The sequence below is a fragment of the Luteibacter sp. GL_149 genome (assembly GCF_057834065.1).
This window is the reverse complement of sequence record NZ_CM174395.1, coordinates 1,561,248-1,588,074: the sequence shown is the minus strand read 5'-3', so window position 1 is coordinate 1,588,074 and position 26,827 is coordinate 1,561,248. Positions and strand designations below refer to the sequence as shown.

Below are 26,827 nucleotides of genomic sequence, written 5' to 3'. Positions count from 1 at the left end.
GCCACCCCCGCCGGTCGTCATCGAATCGCTTCTGGTCGATCAAGCCATGGAGAAATCCATGTATCGCATGAAACGCGGTTCGCTTCAGTCAGCACCGCGATGGGAGTTCACATGAAAAGTGTTCAGATTGCTTGCCTGTTTGTGCTGTTCCTCAGCGCATGCGACAAGGCACCCGTACCGGCACCCTCCGGCCGGGACTCGTCGGCACGAAGCGCCTCCGTTGCGGCAAATGCTGCCCCGCAGGCAAATGCACCCACCTGTCCCGCACAAGATTTCGACCAATTCCTGACGGCATTCGCTAACGATGTCGACATTCAGAAGGCTTTCGTGACGCAGCCTTTGCAAAGCGACTCCGTCGATGCCAACGCCGAGCCGGAACCGAAACCGGTAACGAAGATGCTGAGCAGGGCCGATCTCCACTTCCCACTGATGCCGGACATACAGCAGCAATCCCACGATGGATTGAAGTTCAGTCGGACGATGGTGGCTCCAGGAGAAGCGCGCGTGAAACTGGTCAAAGAAGACACGGACTATCAGATGTCGTTCTTTTTCAGAAACGACGGCTGCTGGCAGTTGTATCGCATCAAAGACGATTCGCTCTGAGGACGATTGCCATGCCATACGAAGATGTCATGAACGTCATACTGCCCCATCGGGGCAACCGTTCGGCGCACATTACAGGTCACTATGGAGAGCATCGGGCAAAAGGTCCGCACGGCGGCTCCGACTTCAACTACGAAGGTGGCCAGGCCGGACTCAACCTGACCCATCCGACCATACATTCACCGGTATCCGGCGAGGTCACTTTTGTTGGCGGCCAGTACGGCACGATCAAGATCCGGGATGCCGACGGCAATAGTCACGAGATTCTGCATACCCAGTCGCAATCGGTCGTGGTCGGCCAGCGGCTGTCCGCTGGCGATGACATCGGACAGATGGGTGGGCGCGGTCCCGATGGAGCTACCCAGTACGCACAACATGTGCATTACCAGATGAAGGACAGCCACGGTCAACCGGTCAACCCCGAGGAATTCTGGAATCAAAGATCGGTCCAGCATTCGGCGGATCGCGCTGGCACCACGCTCTCGCATCCGACTTCGTCGTCCGGAGCCCATGAAATGCTCCGTGCGGGTATGCAAGGCACCGACGTGCATGCACTGCAGGAAACGTTGAACGCGCGTGGCTATGCCGACAAAAAGGGGAAGGCATTACACGCTGACGGCCATTTCGGAAAGCACACGAAGGAAGCACTGGAAGCTTTCCAGCACGCCAATGGATTGAAGGCTGATGGCGTTGCCGGGCCGAAGACGCTGGAAGCTATGCACCATCCGAAAGAGGCGTCTACCCTGCCTCGCCTCGATGCCGCATCGCATCCCGACCACGCGCTATATCAGCAAGCCCGTCATGCTGTGCATCGTCTGGATTCGGAACACCGGCGCCCCCCCGATCAGCACAGCGACAATCTTGCTGCGGCACTTACCGTAGCGGCTCGCCGCGAAGGCATGAACCGGGTCGACCACGCCGTGCTCAATCCGGATGCCAGCCGGACGTTCGCCGTACAGGGCGATTTCAACTCCCCGCTCAAGCGGGTTGCCGAAGTCGAAACCCAGCAAGCGGTCGCCACTCCCATCGAAAAGAGTAGCGAAGCCTGGCAACAGGTGATGTCGAAGCAAGGCCAGGCCGCGCAAGGTCAGGAATTGCAGCCGCCGCTCCCACGGCCCCTCACTCCCACGCCGGGCATGTAGGAGAAGCAATGACCCATCACTATTCGGTGCGCACACGAGAAATCAGCACGGGGCCGGCCGTCACACCCCGACGCCTGACGTCCTTGCTGGCCGTGCTTTTGGCCCTGACCCCTTCCGCATATGGCGCAACCATGAAAAAGCCCGACATCAAGCAGAACCCGAACCCGAAGATGCGTTACGAGATCACCGTGACGATCGATGACGCGCCGGGTCCGTTCGATCGTATCGAAGGATCCGTCGACTACAAGGTGAGCAATGATCGCTGCGTACCGCTGACACCAATCACCGGCGCCACCGTTGCACCGGAAAAACGCGTCCCCCTCGAACTGACCCGCACAAGCGACCATATCTACAAAGGCACCGTCTTTGTGGACCTGCTGCAGGACGAGGACTACTTCGGCATGGGCGTATGCCATTGGTCCGTCGTAGCCGCCGGCGTGGATGTCTATGTCCAGAAGATGGGTTTCAGCGGCTCCCTGTTCCACGACAACCTGTTGGCCGGGAAGACAGACACCCGCTACTTCTCGAAGCGTTCCTATTTCGCCGCCGATATGGACCTGATCAATTCCGGGAACGCGAAACGCACCGACTTCAAGAATCCGGACGATACGTTTTCGATCTCGATGAAGGCTGAGGAGAAACTTAAATGACTCTCAGCTCAACCGACTACGCGTTGCTTGCACAGGACTCGTACCACGACCCGGTGCTCGACAAGCGCATCGAGCTTGGCGGCGTGGCCTATAAAGCCATCGACAACGCGAACAATCCGCACACAGGATTTCAGGCCACCGCCTATCTCCGGCTCGACACCAATGAAGTCATCATTGCTTATCGCGGCACGGAGTTCGATCGCGAGCCGGTGCACGACGGTGGCGTCGATGCAGGCATGGTACTCACCGGCGTGAATGCCCAGGCACCCGATGCCGTCGCCTTCACACAGCGCGTGATCGACAAGGCAAAGCAGGAAGCCGAGCTCAACGATCGTTCGCCGAATATCACCGTCACCGGTCATTCCCTCGGCGGCACGCTGGCTGAAATCAGCGCCGCCAAATTCGGACTGAAGGGCGAGACCTTCAACGCCTACGGCGCGGCAGGTTTGCTGCACGGCGTGCCGGAGGGTGGTCATCAGGTAATCGACCATGTTCGTGCGGGCGACGTAGTCAGCGCGGCCAGCCCGCATTTCGGCGAAGTACGCATCTACGCGGCGCAGCAGGATATCGACACCTTATCCAAGGCCGGCTATCGCGACGACAGCGGCGTGCTGAGCCTGCGCAACCCGGTCAAGGCGATCGACTTCGGCGCGCATGCCATCGACAACTTCGTGCCCGAGAGCAAATTGCTCGGTCAGAGCATCATCAATCCTGAAAGCCAGGCACGCTACCTCGCGCACGAAGGGATGGTCGACCGTTACCGGAACGACGTGCAGGACATTCGCAAGGGCCTTTCCGCTGGCTGGGAAATACCGAAGGCTATCGGCGAGACAGCATACGGCGTGGGCCATGCCGTGGTCGAAAAGGTAGAAGAAGGCGTTCATGCCGTTGAGCACGCAGCCCAGCATGTCGCCCGGGAGGTCGGACAGACGATCGATCACGTTCGCAAGGAAGTCGTCGAGGACGCGCAAGCCGTCGGAAATGCGGCGCTGCATGTTGCCCATGAGGTCGGAGACACCATCAGCCACGTGGGCAAGGATATCTCGGAGGGTCTTCATGCCGCCGGGCACGCGATCAGCGAGAAAGCCTCGCAGGCGTGGGACACGCTGAGTCATCCGGGCTCGTGGTTCGACGACAAGCCTGCGACTCCCGCTCCCGTTCGTCTGGACCAGACCGGACACCCGGATCACCCGCTTTACCAGCAGGCTCGCGGGGCGGTGCATGCGCTGGACACGGCGCACCAGCGCACTCCCGACCAGCGCAGCGACAATCTTGCGGCGTCGCTCACCGTTGCCGCGCGACGCGACGGCCTGACCCGGATCGACCATGCCGAGCTTAGCGACGATGCCGCTCGTACCTATGCCGTGCAAGGTGAGCTGAACTCGCCGTTGAAGCGCATCGTGGATGTGCCGACGCAAGAGGCGATGGCGACATCGATCGAACGCAGCAGTGTTAACTGGGAACAACTTGCGGCGCAGAAACAACTAGCCCAGGCGCAGCAGCAGGAATTGCAACAACAGTCAGTGCAGAAAGCAGGTCCATCTCCCGGGATATAGCTCGAAAATCTGGCAGGTGGCTATGGCCGACATCCTGCTTCCAGACAACCGTTTTCCCTTTGACTGAAATGCGAAGGAATTCATATGAAAGGCTGGATCATATTGGCTGGCTTGTTCGTTACCGGAGCGGTCAGCGCCCAACAACACTTTAGCTTTCGCGATGACGATCCTTTTTTGTTCTGCACGAAAGGCCAGAAAATATTTGCTCCGTGCTGGATACCTATTCCTCCCCACACGGGACAGTGGATGTATACAGGGGCATGTAACGAGCCTAATAAATATGGAAGACCTTGGACGGGCGACGACAGAAAGGCGCTCAGCGAATATGTATCGATTTGTCCCCAGGCCATAACCAGCGGCGGCTGGAAGGGCGGCGGACGCCCGGAAGCATCTCCACACGAACACTGAGCGGCGCCATACGTTGCCACGCACGGCGCGATAACGTTGCTCAGATGGCCTCCAGAGCCACTCAGGGTGCAGGCCCTGCAACAACACAAGTACCAGGATAGATGGCATGAGCAAGACCAGGGGATATTGGGCGGCCGGACTCGCGTTGGTCGCCCTGGTAGCGGGCGAGTACCTGTCCGGCTATCTGATACAGCTGTTCCTCAAACTCAGCAACGTGCCACTGGCGTGGGATACCTACTGGCAGTACGTGCGCTCGCTGGACCTGCCGCAGGTGCAGCGGTATGCGATGCGCATCCACGTTGCCGGCATCGTCGGCTTTACCGTACCGCTGCTGGCATGGGTAGTCGTGCTGTACTTCATGTACCGGACGAAGAAGCAGTCCATGCATGGCGATGCCCGCTTCGCGCGGGCGGGCGACCTGAGAAAGCAAGGCATGCTCAAGTCGTCGAAGAACGGCATTCTGGTCGGCAAGTTCAAAGGCGACCTGGTCCGGCTGAGTGGGCAGCAATTCGTGATCCTTGCCGCGCCGACGCGCTCGGGCAAGGGTGTCGGCGTGGTGATCCCGAACCTGCTCGATTACCAGGAATCGATCGTGGTGCTGGATATCAAGCAGGAGAACTTCGAGCTGACCAGCGGCTGGCGAGCCAGTCAGGGACAGGAGATTTACCTGTTCAATCCGTTCGCCGAGGATCGTCGCAGCCATCGCTGGAATCCGTTGAGCTATGTGTCCAGCGATCCCGCTTTCCGCGTGTCCGATCTGATGAGCATTGCGTCGATGCTTTATCCGGATGGCGCCGACGACCAGAAATTCTGGGTCAGTCAGGCGCGTAATGCATTCATGGCGTTTGCGTTGTATTTGTTCGAAAAGTGGGACGACGACGAGAAACGCGGCGTGCCGTTGCAGCTTCGGAACAAACCGACGCTCGGCACGATCTATCGCCTGTCCTCCGGCGACGGTACCGACCTTCGTCAGCTCTATCAGTGGCTGGCCCAGCAGACCTTCCTCAGCGGCAACGCGCAATCGGCTTTCGCCAACCTGTTGTCACAGGCAAACGAAACCTTCGCGTCGATTCTCGGCACGTTCAAGGAGCCGCTGAACGCGTGGATCAATCCGGTGCTGGATGCGGCGACCAGCGACGACGACTTCCTGCTCACCGACGTGCGGCGCAAGCGGATGACCATCTATATCGGTATCCAGCCCAACAAACTGGCCGAGAGCCGCCTGATCGTCAATCTGTTCTTCAGTCAGCTGATCAATCTGAATACCAAGGAGCTGCCGCAGAACAACCCGGCGCTGAAGCATCAATGCCTGCTGCTGATGGACGAATTCACGTCGATCGGCAAGGTAGAGATCATCGCTTCCGCGGTGTCGTACATGGCTGGCTACAACATCCGTCTGCTGCCGATCATCCAGAGCATGGCCCAGCTCGATGCGACCTATGGCAAGGATGTCTCTCGCACGGTAATCACCAATCATGCTTTGCAGATTGTCTTCGCGCCGCGTGAACAGCAGGATGCAAACGATTATTCGGACATGCTCGGCTATACCACCGTACGCAAGGAAAACGTCACGCGCGGACGCAACCGTGGCGATGTTTCCCGTAGTGAGTCGGAAGAGAAGCGCGCCCTGATGTTGCCGCAGGAGCTGAAGGCCATGGGGACCGACAAGGAAGTGTTCCTGTACGAAGGTATTCCGCACCCGGTGAAGTGCGACAAGATTCGTTATTACCAGGATCGGTATTTCACTTCGCGCCTTATGCCTAAGGTAGACATTCCGCGTTTGGCTGTTTGAGGCTATAACCGGACCTCCGGACGATTGTCCGAAGGTCCGGTTATAGCGTCAGCGGTGCATCGAGGGCTGATCGGCCTGCTGGGTTTGTTGCGGTTGCGGCGCGGTCTGGACCGGCTGGGGTTGCTGCGGATTGCGCTGCCATTCGGCACTGCTTTGCGCGATGGGCGTGCCTACCGCCTGTCCCACGTTGACCTCGGTGTACCGCTTGAACGGCGAGTTCATATCGCCCTGCACAGCGAATGCGCGGGTCGCATCGTCACTGAGTACGACGTGATCGATCCGGTTCAGCCCCTGACCGTGGCCGGCGACAGCCAACGCCGCGGCGAGATTGTGGCTGCGCTGATCCGGCGCACGTCCCTGTTCCGCGTCCACGCGGTGGACCGCGCCCAGCGCCTGCTGATACATCGCGTTGCCGGGATGCGCCGCATCGGTGAGGGTAGCCGGTGCTTGCGCGGCGGCCTGCTGTTGCGTCGCGCGATTCAGAGCTTCGAGCGTCTGCGCTCCGGCAATACCGTCGACGTGCAGATTCTGGCTGCGCTGGAATGCCTCCACCGCCGACTTCGTATTCCCACCGAAATCGCTGTCCGGCGTAATGGGGCGACCATTGGCACCCTGCAAACCGAGCTGAGCCATTTGAGTCTGCAAAGCGTGTACCTCGGGCCCGTGATCGTGTTCGCGCAGCGAACCCGGACGCTGCACGTGATCCGTCGATGCATGACTCGCCGCGACAGGATGGTTACGCGTGACCGCCCCCGGATGAGTGACATGCAGTAACCGCTCATCGGCACCGTTACGCCGGATGTTCAGATCGAGCGTATGGTCGCGATTGGCGACGGTCGAAATATCGCTGCGGGACACATCGCTCCACTGTCCGCCGACGAAGGCACGGCCGTGCCCGGCTTTGTCCCACTCGACGAAATCGCGGCCTTCGGCATAGAAGCCTCGCCCGTTGGCCGTCTTCGCATAGGAACCGCCGGCTTCGAGAGCGTTCACCAACTGCTTGCCATGCGTCGGATCGACGAAGGCATCTTTCACGACGCGATATTCCTGCCCCAGGTGCGGATGCGCGGTATCGGCACTCAACTGGGTCGGATTGACCAGCGGGTTGGCCACCACGTTCTGCCACGGTGCGTGCATCGAGCTGTTCGCGGTGGAGTGCTGCATCGTGTTGAACAGGTCGGCACCACGCAGCGCGGCGTCGCGGCCACTCTGCATATAGTCCGGGAACTGGTCGATGGCACCGCTCACGTCGGCGACACTGTGGTAAGTCCCGTTACCGACGTTATTGACGATCCGCTGTCCCCAGCGCTCGCTCTGGTTGTATGCCTTGGCGCTGATGGCGATCAGGCGCGCCTGGTCGTCCGCGGAAGCGTTCTGATAGAGCTGGCTGCCACGCAGAGGCGTGACGACATCGGTCATCAGCTTGTCCACCTGCTGCACGTCTCGGTTATGCACGAACGTCACGCCGTCGTTGCTGGCGAGGAATTCGTTCATATGCGACTTGACCGACGGGTCGATATCGCGGCCGTGATCGGCATTGATCTGATGGCCGTTGCGACTGAAGTCGGCGATGGTCTGCGTTCGCTGCGCGGCGCTGAGCGCCCAGTCCGGATGCGCGGTATGCGCCCAGGTCTGGTACGAGTCGACGAGCTGGGTGGCGACCGCGCCGCCGCTCTGGCCGAGATCGCTCTGTAATGTGCCGATCGAATAGCCACTGGCGGCGACCGGGTGAAGCTGGACATTTCCGTGGGCGTCGCGCGTCGTGTTTCCGGCGAAGCTCAGGCGATACGCCTGGTCCGCACCTTCGGAACTCACGCCGATGGCGAAGTACGCGACGGCCTTTGCTTCGTTATCCGTTAAACCTGGCATGGGAGTCTTCCTTCGTACTCAGGGGTCGGTGGTCAGTTCGTATCCGCGGCGCAATGCGTGTCGACGGGAAGGGGCTTGCCCTTCACGACGGGATGCAGCACGACGTACTTGCGGAAGGCGTTTTCGCCCTTCTTGCCGATCATCTGGTACCAGACCAGATCGGAACCCTGGCGGACGAAGTAATCGCTCTCGTTGGCCTCGTATTTTGGGCACACCGCGTAGCCGGCCTGCTCGTCCCCGCCGCAATAGCGCACGAAGAGCTTGCCGTCGCGGATACTGCCTTTGAGGGAACCGTCCGTCCCGCTGACGCGTGTGCCGTCGGTCCAGTCTCCCGTCACGTCATTGCCGGTCTGGGTCAGCGTCACGGTGGCCGAATGGCCCTGCCCGCATGTCTGCTTATAGCCCCAGTTGCCGCCGAACGGCTTCGTGGCGCTGGCATCGGTTGCGCTTGCGATGCAAAAAACCTGTGCTGTCGCCAGAACGCCGAGGACAAAAACTCCCCGAGGCAGACGCAGCCGCGTACGACTTCGCATGTCGAACATGAAAACTCCTTGGAAACCAATATCCTGGAACCCCGTGCGCGGAGCATATCATCGGCACTTCGAAGGAAAACGTGAGCGTGGTCCGGGATTGCCTTCCCGCAATGCATTACCAGCGGAGTACTCGCGCTCCCAGCAGCGCACCGACCGCCGCAGGCAACAGCATCCCCGATACATACCAGACGGCCCAGAACGGGGGCGCCATTTCGGGGCAATGCATGCAGTACGCCATCGTGGCCGTCGCGCCCGCGAGCAGGCCGGCGGCGGCACCCGCCCATCCCGGTCTTACCGGGGCCATGCCGCGAACAGCCCATAAGTTGGCAAGCAAGCCCGGCACGGAAAGCATGCCGATCAACAATGGACATACCCGCCACGTCTGACCCAGCACCAGAGCAACACGCGTGTCGTCCGGCGCTTGCATCAACGCAATACCGGCCAACACCCAAACAAGCACTACCGGCGTGGCCAATGAGGTCCATGCATGCCTTACGCGCACGCCCGGCCGCGAAAGCCGTGTCATGAGCAGCAACGCGCCCCCTGCCATCGCCATGGCGAAAATCATTCGCAGCCAGAACATCGCCGTCCGCGCTGCTTCCGCGAAGTCCGGACGAATGCCCAGCCCGACGGTCATCAGAACCCCGGCGCCAGCGATACCGATCAGCAAGGCGGTAGCGAAACGGTGCGACGGCGCAGCACGGTCGACGGCTGGCGAGTCCGTTGCGAGCATGGCAATCAGGTCGTCTGTGTTCATGCACTACCTCGAATACTGGCTGCCAGTGCCTTCAACCCGCGATGCACGCCGATTTTAACTGCGGATTCGGATAAGCCGGTCCGCTGCGCCGTCTCGGCGACGGAAAGCCCTTCGAGTTTGACGCAGACGATGGGCAGACGATGGCGATCGGGCAGAGATTCCAGAAGACGTTTGACGTCGCGCCGCGCATCCGCCGGCTCGACATCGGAATCGACGAAGATGCTCTCGTCGTCGTCGATGGGATCGTGCAAGGCCTCTCGCCGGGAATGGGCACGGAAGAAATCCATGAGCTTGTAACGGGCGATCGCATGAAGCCACGCCGTCAATGGCTGATCGTCGCGGTAGGTATGTCTGGCGTTGTGCACGGCCAACAGGGTCTCTTGCAGGATGTCTTCCACATCGTCGAGCGCGCGCGGCAATCGTCGCCGGAGGAACGAGCGCATATGACCGCTCAGACCATCGAGGAACAAACGATACTGCACGGCATCGCCGCCAAGGCCCGCGAGGAAACGCTGCTTCAGTTCCATTTCGGCGGCGGACGCGCCGGATGGGGAGAAGTGACGACTCATGCCTGACGTCGACACGACGGAGACATCAAAAAAACATCGGACAACGACGTTCTATCCATGTGCATCGTGCTCACCATCGCAATAATCTCGGCCCGATCCATGCGCCGAACACTGCCGGGATCAGCATGCCCAGCACGTACCAGGTGGCCCAGAATGGTGTGGCCATCTCGGCGCAGTATAACGTGTAAGCAAGCACCGCCTGCGCGCCGGCGAACGCTCCGGCGCCTGCACCGGAAAGACGCAGTTTCGTCGGTGCAAGGCCGCGCATGGCCCAGAACGTCGAGATAAACGTCGGCAGCGACAATACCAGGATATTGAACGTGCAGACCCGCCAGGTATCGCCGAGGATTAACGGCATCCGCAGGGCCGGCGGCGCTACCGCGACCGCGTGGCCGGCCGCGCACCACACCGTCACGAGCGGCAGGGCGAGCATGATCCAACCGTTACGCGTTCGTGCACCGGGACGAGCGAGCCGGCCCGTCAGCATCAGGGCCGCCAGTGCCACTGCCGCGGGAAAGGAGGCTTTTATCCAGAACCGCGGCGATTCGACCGCCGCCTGTATGTCATCGCGCAGGCCGCCGGCGTAAAGCACCAGACCCGTGGCGGCCCCGCCTCCCGTCACGACAGACCAGAGCAGCCGTCGGGCAACGGCGTGACGATCGACCGGCTGAACATGTGTGGCGAGCGCCGCAATCAGGTCCTGCGTTTTCATCGGGAAAGCACGGCGGCGCCAATCTCGGCAATTACCGGTAATTCGTCCGGACCGGCCACCCGGTTACACGGTCGCCGGGGAATTTTTTCTTCCGCGGTGTAACCGCAACCTCGTTCGTGGCGAATTAGTCGTCAGACCGGCTAAGCGGACCCTCGTCGCATCCGGTCTCCCACAACGACATCCCAATCCAAGGAATAGCCATGAACGCTCGTCACATGTCCACCCTCGTTTTCACCCTTGCCGCTCTGGTGTCGGGTGTTGCCCAGGCCGATAACGGCGGCGACGCGAAGAAGCCGACTGTCGAGAAATGCTGGGGCGTAGCCAAGGCTGGCCACAACGACTGCTCAGCCGGCGCGGGCACCACCTGTGCCGGAACGTCGAAATCCGACTACCAGGCCAACGCGTGGAAGAACGTACCGGCCGGCACCTGCACCTCGATCAAGACACCCAAGGGTATGGGTTCGTTGACCGAAGTTCGCAGCTGACGATGCGATGGACGCCGGCAAACGCCGGCGTCCCCGCTCCACGGTGGGAGTACCAATGAATACGACGCTTATGGCCGGGCTCGGTCTCAAACCCGAACACTTCGATGCCGCGATCCGCTGCACCGCACCGGGCATATGGTTCGAGGTACATCCCGAAAATTACCTCGTCGAAGGCGGCCCACGCCTGGCCGCACTCGAAGCTATCGCAGACAGCCATCCGTTGTCGTTGCACGGCGTTTCGCTATCGCTCGCCGCCGACGTGCGTCCCGATCCGGGACAGCTCCTGCGACTCGCGGATCTCGTCCGGAGAATCAATCCCGCGATGGTTTCCGAACATCTGGCCTGGTCCACCTGGAGGGGCGCCTACGCGCCCGACTTGCTGCCGTTTCCGCGCAGTCACGCGGCATTGACGCGTATCGTCGACAACGTCATGCGTACGCAGGACGCTCTCCGTCGCAGCATTGCCGTCGAAAATCCCACGCACTACCTGCGGATCGCCGGTCACGACTGGAGCGAAACCGACTTCCTGGCCGAACTGACCTCACGCAGCGGTTGCACCCTTCTTCTGGATATCAACAACGTACATATCAGTGCGCATAACCTTGGCTTCGATGCGAATGCATTCATCGACGCCTTCCCGGGCCATGCGGTGACGGAAATCCACCTCGCCGGTCATAGCGACGATGCCGACCCGAGCACGACGTTACTGATCGACTCCCATGACTCGCCGGTATCGGTTGCCGTCTGGGATCTTTACCGTTATGCCACGGCGCGATTCGGCTCCCGCCCTACCCTGATCGAGCGCGATGGCAATCTGCCCGATTTCGCCGACCTTCTCGACGAACGAAACGTCGCGCAATCGATACTCGATGCCACGGGAGAGTACGCGTGACGTCATCGCTCGCCGCATTTCAGGACGATTTTTCCGCGGCTTTACGCGGCGACCCCACAGGCACGGCCGTCGCGTCGCTCGTCGCCCAGCCCGCTTTCGCGATTTATCGCAACACAACGAGGCGCGGTTGCATCGATGCACTCGAGGCGAATTTCCCCGCCGTCGTATGCCTTGTCGGCCGGGACTGGTTCCGTAGCGCCGCCGCCGATTACGTCAACGCGTGCCCGCCCGACGATGCACGACTGCTTTACTACGGACGCACTTTTCCCGACTTTCTCGCGCGCTTCGAGTCGATACACGCACTGCCATACCTGGCAGGCGTGGCTTCGCTGGATCGCCTGTGGACCGAAGCGTACGTCGCTGCGGATGTCATGCCGCTGCCATCCGAAGCGCTATCGCCGCTATCGCCCACCGAGCTTGGCCGGTGGCATCCTCATCTGCATCCGGCCACGCGCTGGCACACGTCGGACCTCCCCATACACACGATATGGCAAGCCAGCCGCACCGGAACCGTCGTAGACGGAAATCTGGAATGGAAGGCGGAGGATACGTTGATCGTGCGCGTCAACGGCCGCGTCCGCACCATGCAGGTCGAACGTGCCACATGCACGCTGCTCGATGCATTCCATACCGGTCGCAACCTTTCCGCCGCCACCGACTTCGTCATGGCGGCGCATCCCCACGCGACCCTCGAGTCTCACCTGATCCCCTTACTCGCAGCTGGCGCCTTTGCTGCCGTTCCCGCGTGACCACCGGAGCCGATATGAACACATCTACCGTTGCACCCCGTTCCATGCCGCTGAAAGTCCGCTACGACGCTATCGTCGATCGCGTCCATGGCATGGTCGGCCACTCGTTCCTCGCGCTCCTTTCGCGATTGTCGATCGCCGCTATTTTCTTTCAGTCCGGTCGAACGAAAGTCGATGGTTTCCTGACCATTACCGACGGTACGTACCAGCTGTTCCAGGATGAATACAAAATTCCTCTGATACCACCGGACATCGCTGCGCACATGGCGACATACGCCGAGACATTCGTGCCGATGCTGCTGGTACTTGGCCTGTGCACCCGGCTATCCGCGCTGGCGCTGCTCGGCATGACCGTTGTCATCGAATTATTCGTTTACCCCGCCGCATGGCCGACTCATCTTTCGTGGGCCGCTCTGCTGCTGTACCTGGTGGCACGCGGCGGTGGCGTTGCATCTCTGGATCGGGTCGTCGGTATTCGCTGACATTATTTTTCGAAATGCCGTAACCGATCGCTCCCTACCCACGAACTACCTTCTGCCAATCAGGCAAACCCTTAAGCTAAGGAGTACACGATGTCCAATCTTTCGAACAGCAGCCTCGCCGCAGCCGCCGCCATCTTCGCCGTCTCGGCAGTCAGCATCTCGGCACCCGCACAGGCCGATGGTGCAAAAACCGATGCCAAGGCCGTGCATTGCTATGGCATCAACAGTTGCAAAGGCACCTCGGACTGCAAGACGGGAAGCAACGAGTGCAAGGGCCAGAACAGCTGCAAGGGCCAGGGTTTCAAGGCGGTAACGGTGAACGAATGCACCGCACAGGGCGGCAGCACCACCCCGCCGGCCCACTGATCGCGCGAGCCTGGCCAGCGTCGCTGGCCGGGCTTTCCGTTAAGGAGTAATCCATGAGCATCGCCCCGTTCCATGGCTTCGGTATCGGTTTACGACCGGTGCACTACGATCCGTTCCTCGCCACGCCCCAGCCCGTCGATTTCGTCGAGGTCATCTCGGAAAACTTCATGGTCGACGGCGGTAAGCCACTGGATATCCTCGACCGCGTGCGTGCGGACTACCCCATCGCTTTGCACGGCGTGTCGCTGAATATCGGCTCGACGAACGGTGTCGATATCGACTACGTCAAGCGCCTTCGCGTGCTAGCCGATCGCGTGCAACCCCTCTGGCTATCCGACCACCTTTGCTGGACAGGCGTCGATAACTTCAACTCGCATGATCTCCTGCCACTTCCTTATACCGAAGAAGCGCTACGGATCGTATGCGACAACATCGATCGCACCCAGGACATCCTTGGACGATCGATCCTCCTCGAAAATCCATCGACGTATGTCGGCTTCGCCGGATCGCAACTCAGCGAACCCGAATTCATCGCCGCCGTGTGCGCGCGCACAGACTGCTATCTGCTGCTGGATGTAAACAATATCTATGTCAGTGCCACCAACCATGGACTGGACATGGCCACGTGGCTGCGCGACCTGCCGATGAACCGCGTGCGGCAAGTTCATCTGGCCGGCCATAGCAAAGGACAGAACATGCTTATCGACACGCACGACATGCCGGTACCGCATGGTGTCTGGGAACTGTACGGACAGGCGTCCCATCTGATGGGCGACGTCGCCACGATGATCGAACGCGACGACCGGATTCCCCCGCTCGGCGAGTTGCTCGCCGAACTCGACATGGCGCGTCTCCTGCACGTCCGCCATTCGCAAAAGCACGCGGCATGACGCTGTCCGAACTGCAACGCGCCTTCGCCGCGCAACTGCGCGATGCCGCCGACGCGACGCAGGGCCCCGACGGGGCAACACGCGCGGGAATGCATATATACATTCACGCCTACCGCTCACAACTGATCGCATGCCTGCGCAACACCTACGAAAAAACCCATGCGTGGATCGGCGATAGCTCGTTCGACGACGCCGCCAACACTTTCGTGAAAAACGACGTGCCCTCGGCATGGAGCCTCGATGCCTACGGCGCCCGGTTCGGGGAACACCTGGATATCCTGTATCCCGATGCCCCGGACGTCGCCGAACTGGCGTGGCTGGACTGGCATTTGCGTCGCGCTTTCACCGGTCCGGACGCACTCCCCGTCCAGACCGCCAGCCTGGCGGCCATCGATTGGGAACATGCGACGTTCGGCTTCGTGCCTACGCTACGCTTCCGGACGCTGCGCACGGATGCCGTGGCGATCTGGCGGACCATCGCGGACGACATATATTCGCAGGTCGCCGTATCGTTCGACGTCCCCGGTGCCGTGCGCGTCTGGCGCGATGGCATGTCGACCCGTTTCGCCAGCATGTTGCCCATGGAAACCGCCTGCCTCGACCTGGCCATGGCGGGCGCCAGCTTTGGCGAGATATGCCGTTGGCTGACCGACCGCTTTGGCAACGATACCGCGCTGGACATCGCTGGCCCCCTCCTGCGCGACTGGCTTGCCGACGGACTGATCGCACACGTACACGCGCCCGGCCCGCCCCGATAGCGGGTTCCGGTAACCCGGGCCGCCCCGGACGGCGTGGTGGCCCGGCCGCACCCCGGCGCTCCGGTCGCTTATCATGTGGGGCTGGCGGGCCATGGGTGGTGCGCCGTAAACACCGTACGCAGTGGAATCATGGCAACCGCAGAAGACGATCGTTCGACCGGCGGACACACGCCCTTCATGCGCCAGTACCTGGGCGCGAAAGCGGAATACCCGGACATCCTCCTGTTCTTCCGCATGGGCGATTTCTACGAGCTGTTCTACGACGACGCCCGCAAGGCGGCGCGACTGCTCGATATCACCCTCACACAGCGCGGCCAGTCGGCGGGCGCACCTATTCCGATGGCGGGCGTGCCCTATCACGCGGTGGAAAACTATCTCGCACGCCTGGTCAGGCTCGGCGAATCCGTCGCGCTATGCGAACAGATCGGCGATCCGGCCACGTCGAAAGGGCCAGTCAAGCGCGAAGTCGTGCGTATCGTTACGCCGGGCACGGTGACCGATGCGGCGTTGATGGAAGAGCGCCGCGACAACCTGCTGTTGTCGATCGCGGCCGGCCCGAACGGCTATGGCCTGGCCTGGGTCGATCTGTCCACCGGCCGTTTCCTCGTCAACGAAGTGCCCAATGCCGAGGGGCTTGCCGCCGAACTCGCACGGCTTCAGCCCGCCGAAACGCTGGTCAGCGAAGACGTCGCATGGCCCAAGCTGGTGTCGGCCCTGCCGGGTCTGCGCAAACGTCAGCCGTGGCATTTCGAATTCGACAGTGCACGGCGCGAGCTGTGCCGCTTCTTCCGCACACGCGACCTGCTGGGCTTTGGTGTGGACGGCATGCCGCTCGGCGTGGCCGCGGCCGGCTGCCTGCTCGGCTACGTGGAAGAAACCCAGAAGAGCGCCCTGCCCCATCTGACCGGCATGGCCGTGGAAAGCGCACGCGAAACGATCGCGATGGACGCCGCCACGCGACGCAATCTGGAAATCGACACGCACCAGAGCGGCCGCGTCGAGAACACGCTGCTCGGCGTACTGGACGAGACGATCACACCGATGGGCGCACGCCTGCTGCGCCGCTGGCTGAACCGTCCGCTGCGCAGCCGCGATGTGCTGCGTCAGCGCCATCAGGCCATCGGCAGCCTGCTCGACTCGCGCCGCCAGCAGGCTCTGCGCGAACGTCTTCGCGGCATCGGCGACCTGGAACGCATTCTCGCACGCGTGGCGCTCCGCTCCGCCCGCCCGCGCGACCTGTCGACGCTGCGCGATGGTCTTGCCGCGGCACCGCGCCTGCGCGAGGACATCGAGGGGCTGGACAGCCCGTTGCTACACAGCCTGGTCGAACGCATCGGCGATCACCGCGACACGGCCGAGCTTCTGGCGCGCGCCGTCATCGAGCAACCGCCCGTACTGCTTCGCGACGGCGGCGTGCTGGCCGAGGGCTATGACGAGGAACTGGACGAACTGCGCCAGCTATCCACCAACGCCGATCAGTTCCTGGTCGACATGGAAGAACGCGAAAAAGCCGCCAGCGGCATCTCCACCCTGAAGGTCGGTTACAACCGCGTCCACGGTTATTACATCGAAATCACCAAGGCCAACGCCGAAAAGGCGCCGACGCACTACACGCGCCGGCAGACAACCAAGAACGCCGAGCGCTACATCACCGAAGAACTGAAAATCTTCGAGGACAAGGTGCTGTCCGCCAAGGAACGTTCGCTGATGCGCGAACGCGCACTGTACGAACTGTTGCTGGACAAGCTCACGGAGCACCTGCCCGAACTCAAGATCGCGGCGGCGGCCATGGCGGAGCTGGACGTACTGGCCAACCTGGCCGAGCGCGCAGAAGCGCTCGACTGGTCGGCACCTTCGCTCACCGACGAAGCGGGCATCCACATTTCGCGCGGCCGTCATCCGGTCGTCGAAAAAGTCCGCGACGAGCCCTTCGAACCGAACGACCTGAACCTGGACGACGCACGACGCATGCTGGTCATCACCGGCCCGAACATGGGCGGTAAGTCGACTTACATGCGGCAGAACGCACTGATTGTCCTGCTGGCGCACGTGGGCAGCTATGTACCAGCCGCTGCCGCGACGATCGGACCGATCGACCGGATATTCACCCGCATCGGCGCCGGCGACGACCTGTCGCGCGGCCAGTCCACCTTCATGGTGGAAATGAGCGAGACGGCGAATATCCTGCACAACGCCACCGAATGCAGTCTGGTCCTGATGGACGAGGTGGGACGCGGCACCAGCACGTACGACGGCCTTTCGCTGGCCAGGGCCGCCGCGGTCCATCTGGCGGCGACCAGTCGCGCGTTCACGCTGTTCGCCACGCACTACTTCGAACTGACCGAACTGGCGGGCGAGTTTCCGGCCATCGCCAACGTGCATCTGGATGCCGTGGAATATGGCGAGCAACTGGTCTTCATGCACACCGTGAAGGAAGGCCCGGCCAACCGCAGCTTCGGCCTGCAGGTGGCCGCGCTGGCGGGTCTGCCCAAGGCGGTGATCGCCGACGCCCGGCGCTATCTGTCGGCGCTGGAACAGGGGCACGAGGTCACGGCGGCCGTAGCGGCCCCCACGCCCTCCGCTACGCCTCAGATGGGTCTGTTCGCTCCACCGCTTCCTTCGCCCGTGGAAGAAGCGGTGCGTGCCCTGGACCCCGACGCGCTTAGCCCACGCGATGCATTGGATGCGCTCTATCGCCTTCGCCGCATGCTCTGACCGACGATTGACCTGGCCTATCGAATCGATGAGAACAATCGAATTCTTATAATGGCTGAATCTGCCTATAGTCGGTCACACGGCTCGGGGGATACTCGGGCATCAACGACCCGAGCAGGAGAAACACAGCCATGACGACCGACCGCAAAACGCTCACGACAGCCGGTGGTTCGCCCGTAGCCGACAACCAGAACAGCCTGACCGCCGGCCCGCGCGGTCCGGTCCTGATCCAGGATCGGGAACTGTTCGAAAAGCATGCGCACTTCAACCGCGAACGCATTCCGGAGCGCGTCGTCCACGCCAAGGGTTCGGCCGCCTTCGGCACGCTGACGATCACGAAGGACATCACGGCATACAGCAAAGCCGATGTGTTCTCGGCGATCGGCAAGAAGACCGACATGCTGCTGCGCTTCTCCACCGTGGCCGGCGAGCGCGGCGCGGCGGATGCCGAACGCGATGTGCGCGGCTTCGCGCTGAAGTTCTACACGGGCGAAGGCAACTGGGATCTGGTGGGTAACAACACCCCGGTCTTCTTCGTACGCGACCCCTACAAATTCCCCGATTTTATCCACACGCAGAAGCGCGACCCGCGCACGAACATGCGCAGCAACACCGCTGCATGGGATTTCTGGTCGCTGTCGCCCGAATCGCTGCACCAGGTAACGATCCTGATGAGCGATCGCGGCCTGCCGAAGTCTTACCGTCACGTCGACGGATTCGGTAGCCACACTTATAGCTTCATCAACGCCGCCAACGAACGCTTCTGGGTGAAGTTCCACTTCAAGACCCAGCAGGGCATCGCCAACATCACGAACGCCGACGCCGCGGCGCTGGTGGGCAACGATCGCGAATCGCATCAGCGCGATCTGTTCGAAGCCATCGAGCGCGGCGAGTTCCCGCGCTGGAAGATGTTCGTGCAGATCATGCCGGAGGCCGAAGCCGAAACCACGTCGTACAACCCGTTCGACCTGACGAAGATCTGGCCGCATGCCGAATACCCGCTGATCGAAGTCGGCGAATTCGAGCTGAACCGCAATCCGGACAACTATCACGCGCAGGTCGAACAATCGAGTTTCTCGCCGGCTAACGTCGTACCCGGCATCGGTTACAGCCCGGACAAGATGCTGCAATTCCGTCTGTTCTCTTACGCCGACGCCGCGCGCTATCGCCTGGGCGTGAATCACGAGTCGCTGCCGGTCAACGCGCCGAAGTGCCCGGTGCACAACTATTACCGCGACGGCCAGATGCGCTTCGACACGAACGGCGGCGGTAGCGTGAACTATGAACCGAACTCCTTCGGCGGCCCGGTCGAGAAGCCTTCCGCGAAGGAGCCGCCGCTGAAGATTTCCGGCGACGCCGATCGCTACGATCACCGCGCAGGCAACGACGACTACACGCAGGCCGGCAACCTCTTCCGTCTGATGAACGTGTCACAGAAGCAGGCACTATTCAACAATATCGCCGCGGCGATGCAGGGTGTGCCGGCCGCCATCGTCGAACGTCAGATGGGTCACTTCACCAAGGCCGATCCTGCTTACGCCGAAGGCGTGCGCAAGGCCCTTGCCTCGACACCGCCGTCGGCACCGGAAGGCCGTACGGTCGAAGAAGCGGTCTGATCGAAGTGGCCTGATTGATTCCCGGGATGGCCGCCATGGCCATCCCGGCAAGTTTCACGGGACGACCGACTCTCCTCGAAACTCCCGTGGGCGTTGCCCACACGTGCCACGACGCCAGCAGCTTTGTGGCACGTGTGGGGCGCTTTTTATCTGTTCTTCGCACACTTCGGGCACGGTCTGACGTGTCTGACTGCTCTTCGGAGGACAGCCGCTGTGCGGCTCGTGTCGCCAGCGGCTTCGTCGACTGCGGTTTGCTGTGGGGAGCGCGCCAGCCGATGCACGTGATGGGGCTGGACCGGCATACGGTCATCACTGGCCATGCGTCGACGCGATGCTTTCCTCCACGTGACCGCAGCGTTCGGAAGAGCCTTCCGAGCGCGATGGCGAAGCCGAGCCCTCCCGCAGTGCGTGAAGAACCACTTTATCTACAACGTCGCCAAGCTCCCACCGAAAACTAGTGCGGCGCACTAGCATCGTCAAAGTGAATCTTTCACAGCCTGAATCAGCCGACGAGATCTTTTGTCCGGACGCGAGGCAGGACGCAGCAGAGCTCCGCCGGTCATCCGCCGATCTTCGCGCTGGCGTTCTCGCCCGGTCGCGCTCGCTTCCGTTTCGCTATAAAGCTTCTGAGCTTCGGATGCCGGCCCACGTTTTTCCGATAGCGCGATCACGTCGCACTCCAGCTTTTCCTCGCCGCGCGACACACGCAGCCGGTCGCCGACGGTTATCGGTCTGGCGGGCTTGCAGGCCGCGCCATTCAGTTCGACCTTCCCACCGTCGATTGCCTGTTTGGCCAGACTGCGGGTCTTGAAGAAACGGGCGGCCCAGAGCCACACGTCGGCGCGTACTTCGGAGGTTTTCGACGAGTCGGTCATCACGAATCAGAGGATGTGGGTCAACAGCAGATTCCCAAGGGGAATAGTCGCCAGCGACAGCAGAATGCCTGCGCCAAGCACGGTATTGGCGAGCCGGGGTTCCAGATCGTACTGGTCGGCCAGAATCGCCGCCGAAATCATCGGCGCCATGGCCGCCTGCAATACACCGACGATCAGCGTGAGACCCGTGACACCCGCCACCATGCCGACGGCGAGGCCGATAACCGGCGCAAGCAGCAACTTCCACCCAAGACCGGCGATCAGCGCGCCGAGCTGATCGCGATGCAGATGCAACGTGAACTGCAGGCCCACGGAAAACAGCGCCAGTGGCGTCAGTGTCGAGCCCAGCTGCATCAGAACGCGATCGACGGATGCCGGCCAGCCACCCGCCGCCCCGACGACGACGCCCACGATCAGGGAAAGGAAGGCGGGAAAGGTCAGTAGCCTGCGCGCCACGAGCGCCGGGCTGGCGGAACGCCCCGAGTACAGCGACGCCACGACGATACCGCCAGCCGCCAGCAACGGAAAACAGCCGAGCTGGTCGGCGATGACGGCAATCGCGAGCCCTTCCTTTCCATGCAGGGCTTCCATCATCGGATAACCCATGAACGAGGTATTGCCGAGACCGCAGACCAGGGTCAGGCAGCCGATGCGCGCACGCGACCAGCCGAGGATCCGCCCGAGCGTCGCGAACAATGCCCAGGCACCGAAGAAGGTGAGGAACATCGCGAACACCGGGAACCACAGATGCGCGTCGATGCGGACACGCGGCACCAGCGCCAGCACCAGCGCGGGTAGAGCGATGTTGAGTACGAACCAGTTGATCCCGGGAACGATGCCGTCGGGGAGCTTCGCGTAGCGGCGGCAGAGGATGCCGAGGGCCAGGCAGACGAAGAGGATGAAGAGTGCGGACATGCCCGCATTGTAGGGAAGGCGCTGGACGGAACGGCACATTCCGGGCGATCGTGGCCCGCGTCCTACTCACCGGCGCTCCTGCGCAGGCAGATACCGTCTTGGCCACGCTCATGCAAGGGCGATGTTCGGCTCATAAGGCTTGCCGGATCGGACCACGCCCCAAGCGATGTGCAGTAGTTTGCGCATGGCTGCGACCAGAGCCAGTTTGCGCGGTTTTCCGCGCGCGGTCAGGCGCTGAAAGAGATGCTGGATAGCCCGATTGCATCGGATGGCGGTCATGGCTGGCATGAAGAGCTTGGCTCGAAGCAGGGCGTGGCCGAGCTTGGACAGCGTGCTGCGCCCTTTCCACCTCCCCGATTCACGGATCGCCGGATTCAGTCCGGCAAACGCATCGAGCTTGCGCGGGTCGGAAAACCGCCGCAGATCGCCGACGCAACCGAGGATGAAGGCGGCGGTCAGTTCGCCGATGCCCGGGATCGATACGAGCAGATCGCTGTCCCGACGCAGGTCCGGGTCCGAGTCGATGTGGTCGTTAATCTCCCGGCGCAGGGCGTTGATTTGCCGGTCCAGTGTCTGGAGCATCTCCTCGATCGAGGGGCGGACCGAGGTGTCGGCGACCTCCCGCCGATTGGCCTCCATCTGGCGCATCCCTTCCAGATCGTTCAGCCGATAGATCAGGGCGCGCAGCTTGCGCTGCGCCGGGGTCGGCGGCTGCCAGGGCCGCAGGGGACGGGTCAGTTGCCTTTGCGCGATCGCAAAGCGGGCAATTCGCTTGGCGTCGGTGGTATCGGACTTGGTCCGCGACAGTTCGCTTTTGGCGTACGCGGCGACCTGTGCCGGATTGACCACGAAGACGGTCACCCCCCGTTCGTACAGATAGATGGCCAAGGCCTCGTGATACACCCCGGTCGCTTCCATGCACACGGCCGCATCGGGCGCATGCCGGGCCAGCCATTCGCTCAACAGCTTAAAACCTGCCGGGGTTTGCGGCATCTTGCCCTTGGTCTGGTACTTCCCCGGTCGATCCAGAGGAAGTGCTACGTCGAACGTCGCCTTGGCGACATCGATCCCCACGATGGGCTGAGTCATCAGCTGAGTCCTTAGGTCAGAAGTTTTCGCATCCGATCATCACGACCCGCCAGGCTGATCCTTACATGTGCAGGCTCACGCCACTATGGCGGGCCTAAGATACCGTTCCAGCTTCAGGCGAGTGAAACGGAACGAGGGCGCGAATCTGCCTTGCCGGCTTGATGCCGAAGGAGCCCATGGGCGTCACCTCGTTCCCACCGATGATCAGTCGGGGATTCTCGCGCCATTCGGCTCGGGAATCGACACATAAGGAGCCCAGGGCGAACGCGCATGGAAAGCCTTACGCGGAGGGCCGGGCTTCGAGAGCGTGAATGGGCGATTTCGCTAAAACCTGCTGCACCGCACTGGGCTCCTGCCTGCGCAGGAGCGACGGTGACGCGTCGATGCAACGAGGGGGACTCTACGCCCCCTCGTTACAGCGATTTACCCCAGCAACACCCGATTCATCCGCTGCACGAACGCCGCCGGATCGGCCAGCTGCGCACCGGCCGTGATTTCCGCCTGCTCCAGCAGAAGACCCGCCAGATCGGCGGCCTTCGCATCGTCTGTTTCGGTGTCCAGACGCTTCAGCAACTGATGTTCCGGATTCACTTCCAGCGTGGGTTTCGCGTCGGGCACGTCCTGACCGGCTTCGCGAAGAAGACGGGCAAGATGCGGCGCCATGTCGTAGTCGGCCAATGCAAGACAGGACGGCGAATCGGTCAGGCGAGCCGATACGCGGACGTCGCCCACTCGATCGCCGAGCAGCGTCTTGATGCGTGCCAGGAGCGGCTCCGCGGCCTGCGTGGCGGCTTCCTGCTTCCGTTTGTCGGCTTCGTCCAGCGGCAACACGCCCTTCGCCACGTTCTGCAAGCGTTTGCCCTCGTACTCGTTCAGATAGCCGAGCATCCATTCGTCGATGCGATCGAACATCAGCAGCACTTCGACGCCCTTGGCCTTCAGGGTTTCCAGTTGCGGGCTGCCGGCGGCCGCGGCGTAGCTATCGGCCGTGACGTACCAGATGATGTCCTGGCCCATCTGCATGCGCCCGATGTACTCGTCGAGCGACACCGTCTTGCCAGCGCCGTCGCCCTTCGTGGATGCAAAGCGCAGCAGCTTCGCGATGCGTTCGCGATTGCCGGCATCTTCGACGATACCTTCCTTGAGCGTGTTGCCGAAGGCGTCCAGGAAGGTCGTGAACTTCGCCGGTTCGTCGCGCGACAGTTTTTCGAGAAGATCCAGTACGCGCTTTACGCAAGCGCCGCGAATGCGGTCGAGCTGACGGTTCTTCTGCAGGATTTCGCGACTGACGTTCAGCGGCAGATCGTCGGCATCCACCACGCCACGGACGAATCGCAGATATTTCGGCAGCAGTTCTTCGGCGGCATCCATGATGAAGACGCGCTTGATATACAGCTTCAGACCCTTGCGCTCGTCGCTGCCGCCCATCATCAGGTCGAACGGCGGTTGCGACGGAATATAGAGCAACGTCGTGAAGCTCTGGCTGCCTTCGACGCGGTTATGCGTCCACGCCAGCGCGTCGTTGAAGTCGTGGCCCAGCGCCTTGTAGAAGCTCTGATAGTCCTCGTCGGAAATATCCGACTTGGGCCGCGCCCACAATGCCGAAGCGGAATTGATCGTTTCCCACTCGGCCGTATCCGGCTTGCCGTCGCTATCTTTCGGCATGCGGATGGGAAAGGCGACGTGGTCGGAATATTTCGCAATCGTCGAGCGCAACGTCCACGGCTGCAGGAACTCGTCCTCGTCGGCCTTCAGGTGCAGGATGACCGTCGTGCCGCGAGCGGGTAGTTCGACGTCGTCGAGGCTGTATTCACCCTTGCCGTCGCTTTCCCAGCGCACGCCTTCGCTGGCCGCGCTACCAGCGCGACGCGTCAGCACCGTCACGCGGTCGGCCACGACAAACGCGGAATAGAAGCCCACGCCGAACTGACCGATAAGTCGCGCATCGGCCTTCTGCTCGCCCGACAGCGCCTCGAGGTAACGGCGCGTGCCCGAACTGGCAACCGTACCGATATTGGCCACGACTTCGTCGCGACTCATGCCGACGCCGTTGTCGCGGACGCTGATGGTGCGGGCTTCCGGATCCCACGTGACCTGGATGCGCAGCTCGGCATCGCCGTCCAGCAGTTCGGGATGGGATTGCGATTCGAAACGCAGCTTGTCGCAGGCGTCGGAGGCGTTGGAAATAAGCTCGCGAAGGAATATTTCCTTGTGCGAGTACAGCGAATGAGTCACCAGATGGAGTACCTGGGAGACTTCGGCTTCGAACTTGCGGGTTTCCTGGGTCACGGATGGTTCGCCGGATAGTGGAACATAGAGGCAATTATGCGATGGACCGACCGGCCCTGCACAAGAAAACGGCCGGTGCCCACGGGCACCGGCCGTTCGACGTAAGTTTCGTACTTAACGGGCCGACTGCAGGGCGGCAATGCGCTCGTCCAGCGGCGGATGGCTCATGAACAGGCGCTTGAGGCCCGTGGCCAGATGGCCCGAAATGCCAAAAGCCTGAATCGTCTGCGGCAGCGTGCTTTCGCCGTGATTGGCCGACAGGCGTTGCAGGGCCGAAATCATCGCACCGCGACCGGCCAGATTCGCACCCGCGGCGTCCGCGCGGAACTCGCGCCAGCGCGAGAACGCCATCACGATCATCGAAGCGAACAAGCCGAACACGATTTGCAACACCAGCACGACCACAAAGTAGCCCATGCCGCCGCCATCGCGTTCGCGACCGCCGTTCAACCAGCTGTCGACGAGTCGACCCACGATACGCGCCGCCACGATCACCAGGGTATTGAGTACGCCCTGGATCAGCGTCAGCGTCACCATGTCGCCATTGGCGACGTGGCCGATTTCGTGGCCGAGCACGGCCGATACCTGCTCGCGATCCATTTGCTGGAGCAGACCGGAGCTGACGGCAACGAGCGCATTGTTCCTGCTCATGCCCGTGGCGAAGGCGTTCATTTCCGGGCCGTCGTAGATCGCGACCTCGGGCATGCCGATACCCGCCTTCTCGGCGTGACGGCGAACCGTGTCGAGCAGCCAGCGCTCGTTCTCGTTGGCGGGCTCCTTGATGACCTTCGCGCCCGTCGACATTTTTGCCATCCACTTGGAGATGGCCAGCGAAATGAAGGCGCCGCCCATGCCGAAGACAGCGGCGTACACCAGCAATCCACCCATCCCTACGCCACGCTGGGCGGCCCACGCGTCGATGCCGAAAAGTCGGCAGACAATGCTGAGCAGGATGAGGACGGCAATATTGGTACCGAGGAAAAGCAGAATTCGTAGCATGGCTGTCTCTTGGGGGCAGTCATGAAGGGGACCGCGCGCTGCCCTGTGACGTAGTTTTCGGGGTCCGACCTGAACGATTCAAGGGCCACGACAGCTAACCCAAGGCGCGACGCGCACTTGCGCCATCCGCTTCGCCTACACTCAAACCCGGCTCCCCCGACTTTGCATGAGAAGTTTCTCATATCCGGTCGTTCCACCCCTCTCTCTCTTCCATGACATATCGCGGCCGATTCGCCCCCTCGCCCACCGGTTCGCTGCATTTCGGCTCGCTCGTCGCTGCCGTCGGCAGCTGGCTTTGCGCCCGACATGCGGGAGGCGAGTGGCTGGTTCGGGTCGAGGACGTCGATCCTCCCCGTGAAGTACCCGGGTCCGCCAGGGCGATTCTGCGCACGCTGACGGCCTTCGGCCTGCGTCCGGATGCCCCGCCCGTCTTCCAGTCGACACGGCATGCCGCTTACGAAGAAACCCTCGACCGGCTCCGGGCGCAAGGCCATGTCTTTCCCTGCTGGTGCAGCCGGATGGACCTCGTGTCTGCCGGCGGACTGCACCGGGACGGTCACTGCGTCGCCGTGCCCGATCCGGGCCGCCCGCCCGCGTGGCGCGTTCGGGTGCCCGATACCGTGGTGACCTTCGACGATGCATTGCAGGGTCGACAGTCGCAGAGCCTTCGCGACGACGTCGGCGATTTCGTCCTCCGGCGTGTCGAAGGCTATTGGGCCTACCAATTGGCCTGCGTCGTGGATGATGCCGCGCAGGGCATCACCGAAGTCGTACGAGGTGCCGACCTGCTCGACTCCACTCCCCGGCAGATATGGCTCCAGACCCTGCTGGGCGTCGCCACGCCGCGCTATATGCATTTGCCGTTGGTGGCGGATGCCCAAGGCAGAAAGCTGTCCAAGTCCGCGGCCGATCTGCCGGTCGACGCGCGAGATCCCCTTCCCGCCCTTCGTCTCGCCATCGCGCAGCTGGGCATGCCCGTTTCCGGCATGGCCGGCTCGCCGGAAGACCTCCTGCGTCAAGCATTGTGGGATTTCGACCCTGCGACGCTACGTCGCAGTAGCCATCCATACGGCTGAGACGCTATAAGACTCGCTTGTCCCCGGCACGTCCCGCCGC

26 protein-coding genes are annotated in these 26,827 nt (G+C 62.1%); 16 read left to right on the top strand and 10 right to left on the bottom strand.

From position 1 onward, the window contains the following. The first annotated feature begins 111 nt into the window (after positions 1-111). From AC3IR3_RS07150 to AC3IR3_RS07125, 6 genes are all read left to right on the top strand, one after another. On the top strand, positions 112-603 hold the full coding sequence (locus AC3IR3_RS07150; protein ID WP_489196244.1) for a hypothetical protein: 492 nt from the start codon (positions 112-114) through the stop codon (positions 601-603). A gap of 11 nt (positions 604-614) precedes the next feature. Continuing rightward, complete coding sequence (locus AC3IR3_RS07145) at positions 615-1,745, top strand: XVIPCD domain-containing protein (RefSeq protein ID WP_489196243.1); 1,131 nt, start codon at positions 615-617, stop codon at positions 1,743-1,745. 131 nt (positions 1,746-1,876) lie between these two features. Next, entirely contained in the window at positions 1,877-2,395 is a 519-nt protein-coding gene (locus tag AC3IR3_RS07140; RefSeq protein ID WP_489196242.1) for a hypothetical protein, read from the top strand. Next, positions 2,392-3,951: an XVIPCD domain-containing protein gene (locus AC3IR3_RS07135; RefSeq protein ID WP_489196241.1), complete on the top strand. Its 1,560-nt coding sequence runs from the start codon at positions 2,392-2,394 to the stop codon at positions 3,949-3,951. The genes AC3IR3_RS07140 and AC3IR3_RS07135 overlap by 4 nt, the downstream gene beginning before the upstream one ends. A gap of 84 nt (positions 3,952-4,035) precedes the next feature. Continuing rightward, positions 4,036-4,359 (top strand): hypothetical protein, encoded by a 324-nt coding sequence (locus tag AC3IR3_RS07130; RefSeq protein ID WP_489196240.1) that lies wholly within the window; start codon positions 4,036-4,038, stop codon positions 4,357-4,359. Between the two features lie 106 nt (positions 4,360-4,465). Continuing rightward, on the top strand, positions 4,466-6,151 hold the full coding sequence (locus tag AC3IR3_RS07125) for a type IV secretory system conjugative DNA transfer family protein (protein WP_489196239.1): 1,686 nt from the start codon (positions 4,466-4,468) through the stop codon (positions 6,149-6,151). A 48-nt stretch (positions 6,152-6,199) separates the two neighbouring features. Here AC3IR3_RS07125 and AC3IR3_RS07120 read toward each other — a convergent pair whose 3' ends face one another. The 5 genes from AC3IR3_RS07120 to AC3IR3_RS07100 form a co-directional block, all read right to left on the bottom strand. Then, positions 6,200-8,020 (bottom strand): XVIPCD domain-containing protein, encoded by a 1,821-nt coding sequence (locus tag AC3IR3_RS07120; protein ID WP_489196238.1) that lies wholly within the window; start codon positions 8,018-8,020, stop codon positions 6,200-6,202. A 32-nt stretch (positions 8,021-8,052) separates the two neighbouring features. Continuing rightward, on the bottom strand, positions 8,053-8,562 hold the full coding sequence (locus AC3IR3_RS07115; protein WP_489196237.1) for a hypothetical protein: 510 nt from the start codon (positions 8,560-8,562) through the stop codon (positions 8,053-8,055). Between the two features lie 106 nt (positions 8,563-8,668). Further along, complete coding sequence (locus tag AC3IR3_RS07110) at positions 8,669-9,310, bottom strand: NrsF family protein (RefSeq protein ID WP_489196236.1); 642 nt, start codon at positions 9,308-9,310, stop codon at positions 8,669-8,671. Further along, positions 9,307-9,879 carry a sigma-70 family RNA polymerase sigma factor gene (locus AC3IR3_RS07105; protein WP_489196235.1) on the bottom strand — a complete coding sequence of 191 codons (573 nt, stop codon included), beginning with the start codon at positions 9,877-9,879 and terminating at the stop codon, positions 9,307-9,309. Before AC3IR3_RS07105 ends, AC3IR3_RS07110 begins: the two co-directional genes overlap by 4 nt. A gap of 70 nt (positions 9,880-9,949) precedes the next feature. Then, a complete protein-coding gene (locus tag AC3IR3_RS07100) occupies positions 9,950-10,591 on the bottom strand; it encodes a DUF1109 domain-containing protein (protein ID WP_489196234.1) in 642 nt (213 codons plus the stop codon). A gap of 200 nt (positions 10,592-10,791) precedes the next feature. Between AC3IR3_RS07100 and AC3IR3_RS07095 the strand changes: the two genes are divergently transcribed. The 9 genes from AC3IR3_RS07095 to AC3IR3_RS07055 all read left to right on the top strand — a co-directional run bounded on the left by AC3IR3_RS07095 (position 10,792) and on the right by AC3IR3_RS07055 (position 19,544). Continuing rightward, on the top strand, positions 10,792-11,076 hold the full coding sequence (locus tag AC3IR3_RS07095; protein WP_489196233.1) for a BufA1 family periplasmic bufferin-type metallophore: 285 nt from the start codon (positions 10,792-10,794) through the stop codon (positions 11,074-11,076). A gap of 55 nt (positions 11,077-11,131) precedes the next feature. Next, complete coding sequence (gene bufB, locus AC3IR3_RS07090; protein ID WP_489196232.1) at positions 11,132-11,968, top strand: MNIO family bufferin maturase; 837 nt, start codon at positions 11,132-11,134, stop codon at positions 11,966-11,968. Then, a complete protein-coding gene (locus AC3IR3_RS07085) occupies positions 11,965-12,717 on the top strand; it encodes an HvfC/BufC family peptide modification chaperone (protein ID WP_489196231.1) in 753 nt (250 codons plus the stop codon). Before bufB (AC3IR3_RS07090) ends, AC3IR3_RS07085 begins: the two co-directional genes overlap by 4 nt. A gap of 14 nt (positions 12,718-12,731) precedes the next feature. Further along, positions 12,732-13,199, top strand: coding sequence for a DoxX family protein (locus AC3IR3_RS07080; RefSeq protein ID WP_489196230.1), 468 nt, complete (start codon positions 12,732-12,734; stop codon positions 13,197-13,199). Between the two features lie 90 nt (positions 13,200-13,289). After that, positions 13,290-13,565: a BufA2 family periplasmic bufferin-type metallophore gene (bufA2, locus tag AC3IR3_RS07075; protein WP_489196229.1), complete on the top strand. Its 276-nt coding sequence runs from the start codon at positions 13,290-13,292 to the stop codon at positions 13,563-13,565. A gap of 53 nt (positions 13,566-13,618) precedes the next feature. Beyond that, entirely contained in the window at positions 13,619-14,455 is an 837-nt protein-coding gene (gene bufB / locus AC3IR3_RS07070) for an MNIO family bufferin maturase (RefSeq protein ID WP_489196228.1), read from the top strand. Then, on the top strand, positions 14,452-15,213 hold the full coding sequence (locus tag AC3IR3_RS07065; protein ID WP_489196227.1) for an HvfC/BufC family peptide modification chaperone: 762 nt from the start codon (positions 14,452-14,454) through the stop codon (positions 15,211-15,213). Before bufB (AC3IR3_RS07070) ends, AC3IR3_RS07065 begins: the two co-directional genes overlap by 4 nt. A gap of 129 nt (positions 15,214-15,342) precedes the next feature. Beyond that, entirely contained in the window at positions 15,343-17,928 is a 2,586-nt protein-coding gene (mutS, locus tag AC3IR3_RS07060) for a DNA mismatch repair protein MutS (RefSeq protein ID WP_489196226.1), read from the top strand. Between the two features lie 131 nt (positions 17,929-18,059). Next, a complete protein-coding gene (locus AC3IR3_RS07055; RefSeq protein WP_489196225.1) occupies positions 18,060-19,544 on the top strand; it encodes a catalase in 1,485 nt (494 codons plus the stop codon). A 476-nt stretch (positions 19,545-20,020) separates the two neighbouring features. Here the strand turns inward: AC3IR3_RS07055 and AC3IR3_RS07050 are convergent, their stop codons facing one another. From AC3IR3_RS07050 to htpX, 5 genes are all read right to left on the bottom strand, one after another. Then, positions 20,021-20,419, bottom strand: a complete 399-nt coding sequence (locus AC3IR3_RS07050; RefSeq protein ID WP_489196224.1) for an RNA-binding S4 domain-containing protein — start codon at positions 20,417-20,419, stop codon at positions 20,021-20,023. 6 nt (positions 20,420-20,425) lie between these two features. Continuing rightward, entirely contained in the window at positions 20,426-21,334 is a 909-nt protein-coding gene (locus AC3IR3_RS07045) for an AEC family transporter (protein WP_489196895.1), read from the bottom strand. Between the two features lie 108 nt (positions 21,335-21,442). Then, positions 21,443-22,423, bottom strand: coding sequence for an IS110 family RNA-guided transposase (locus tag AC3IR3_RS07040; RefSeq protein ID WP_489192309.1), 981 nt, complete (start codon positions 22,421-22,423; stop codon positions 21,443-21,445). A 423-nt stretch (positions 22,424-22,846) separates the two neighbouring features. Next, the gene (htpG, locus tag AC3IR3_RS07035; protein ID WP_489196223.1) at positions 22,847-24,712 is read right to left on the bottom strand and encodes a molecular chaperone HtpG; all 1,866 of its coding nucleotides are present in this window, start codon (positions 24,710-24,712) and stop codon (positions 22,847-22,849) included. A 114-nt stretch (positions 24,713-24,826) separates the two neighbouring features. Continuing rightward, a complete protein-coding gene (gene htpX, locus AC3IR3_RS07030) occupies positions 24,827-25,711 on the bottom strand; it encodes a protease HtpX (RefSeq protein WP_489196222.1) in 885 nt (294 codons plus the stop codon). A 212-nt stretch (positions 25,712-25,923) separates the two neighbouring features. Here htpX and gluQRS point away from each other — a divergent pair, with 212 nt between their 5' ends. Continuing rightward, positions 25,924-26,787 (top strand): tRNA glutamyl-Q(34) synthetase GluQRS, encoded by an 864-nt coding sequence (gene gluQRS, locus AC3IR3_RS07025; protein WP_489196221.1) that lies wholly within the window; start codon positions 25,924-25,926, stop codon positions 26,785-26,787. Positions 26,788-26,827: the final 40 nt, after the last annotated feature.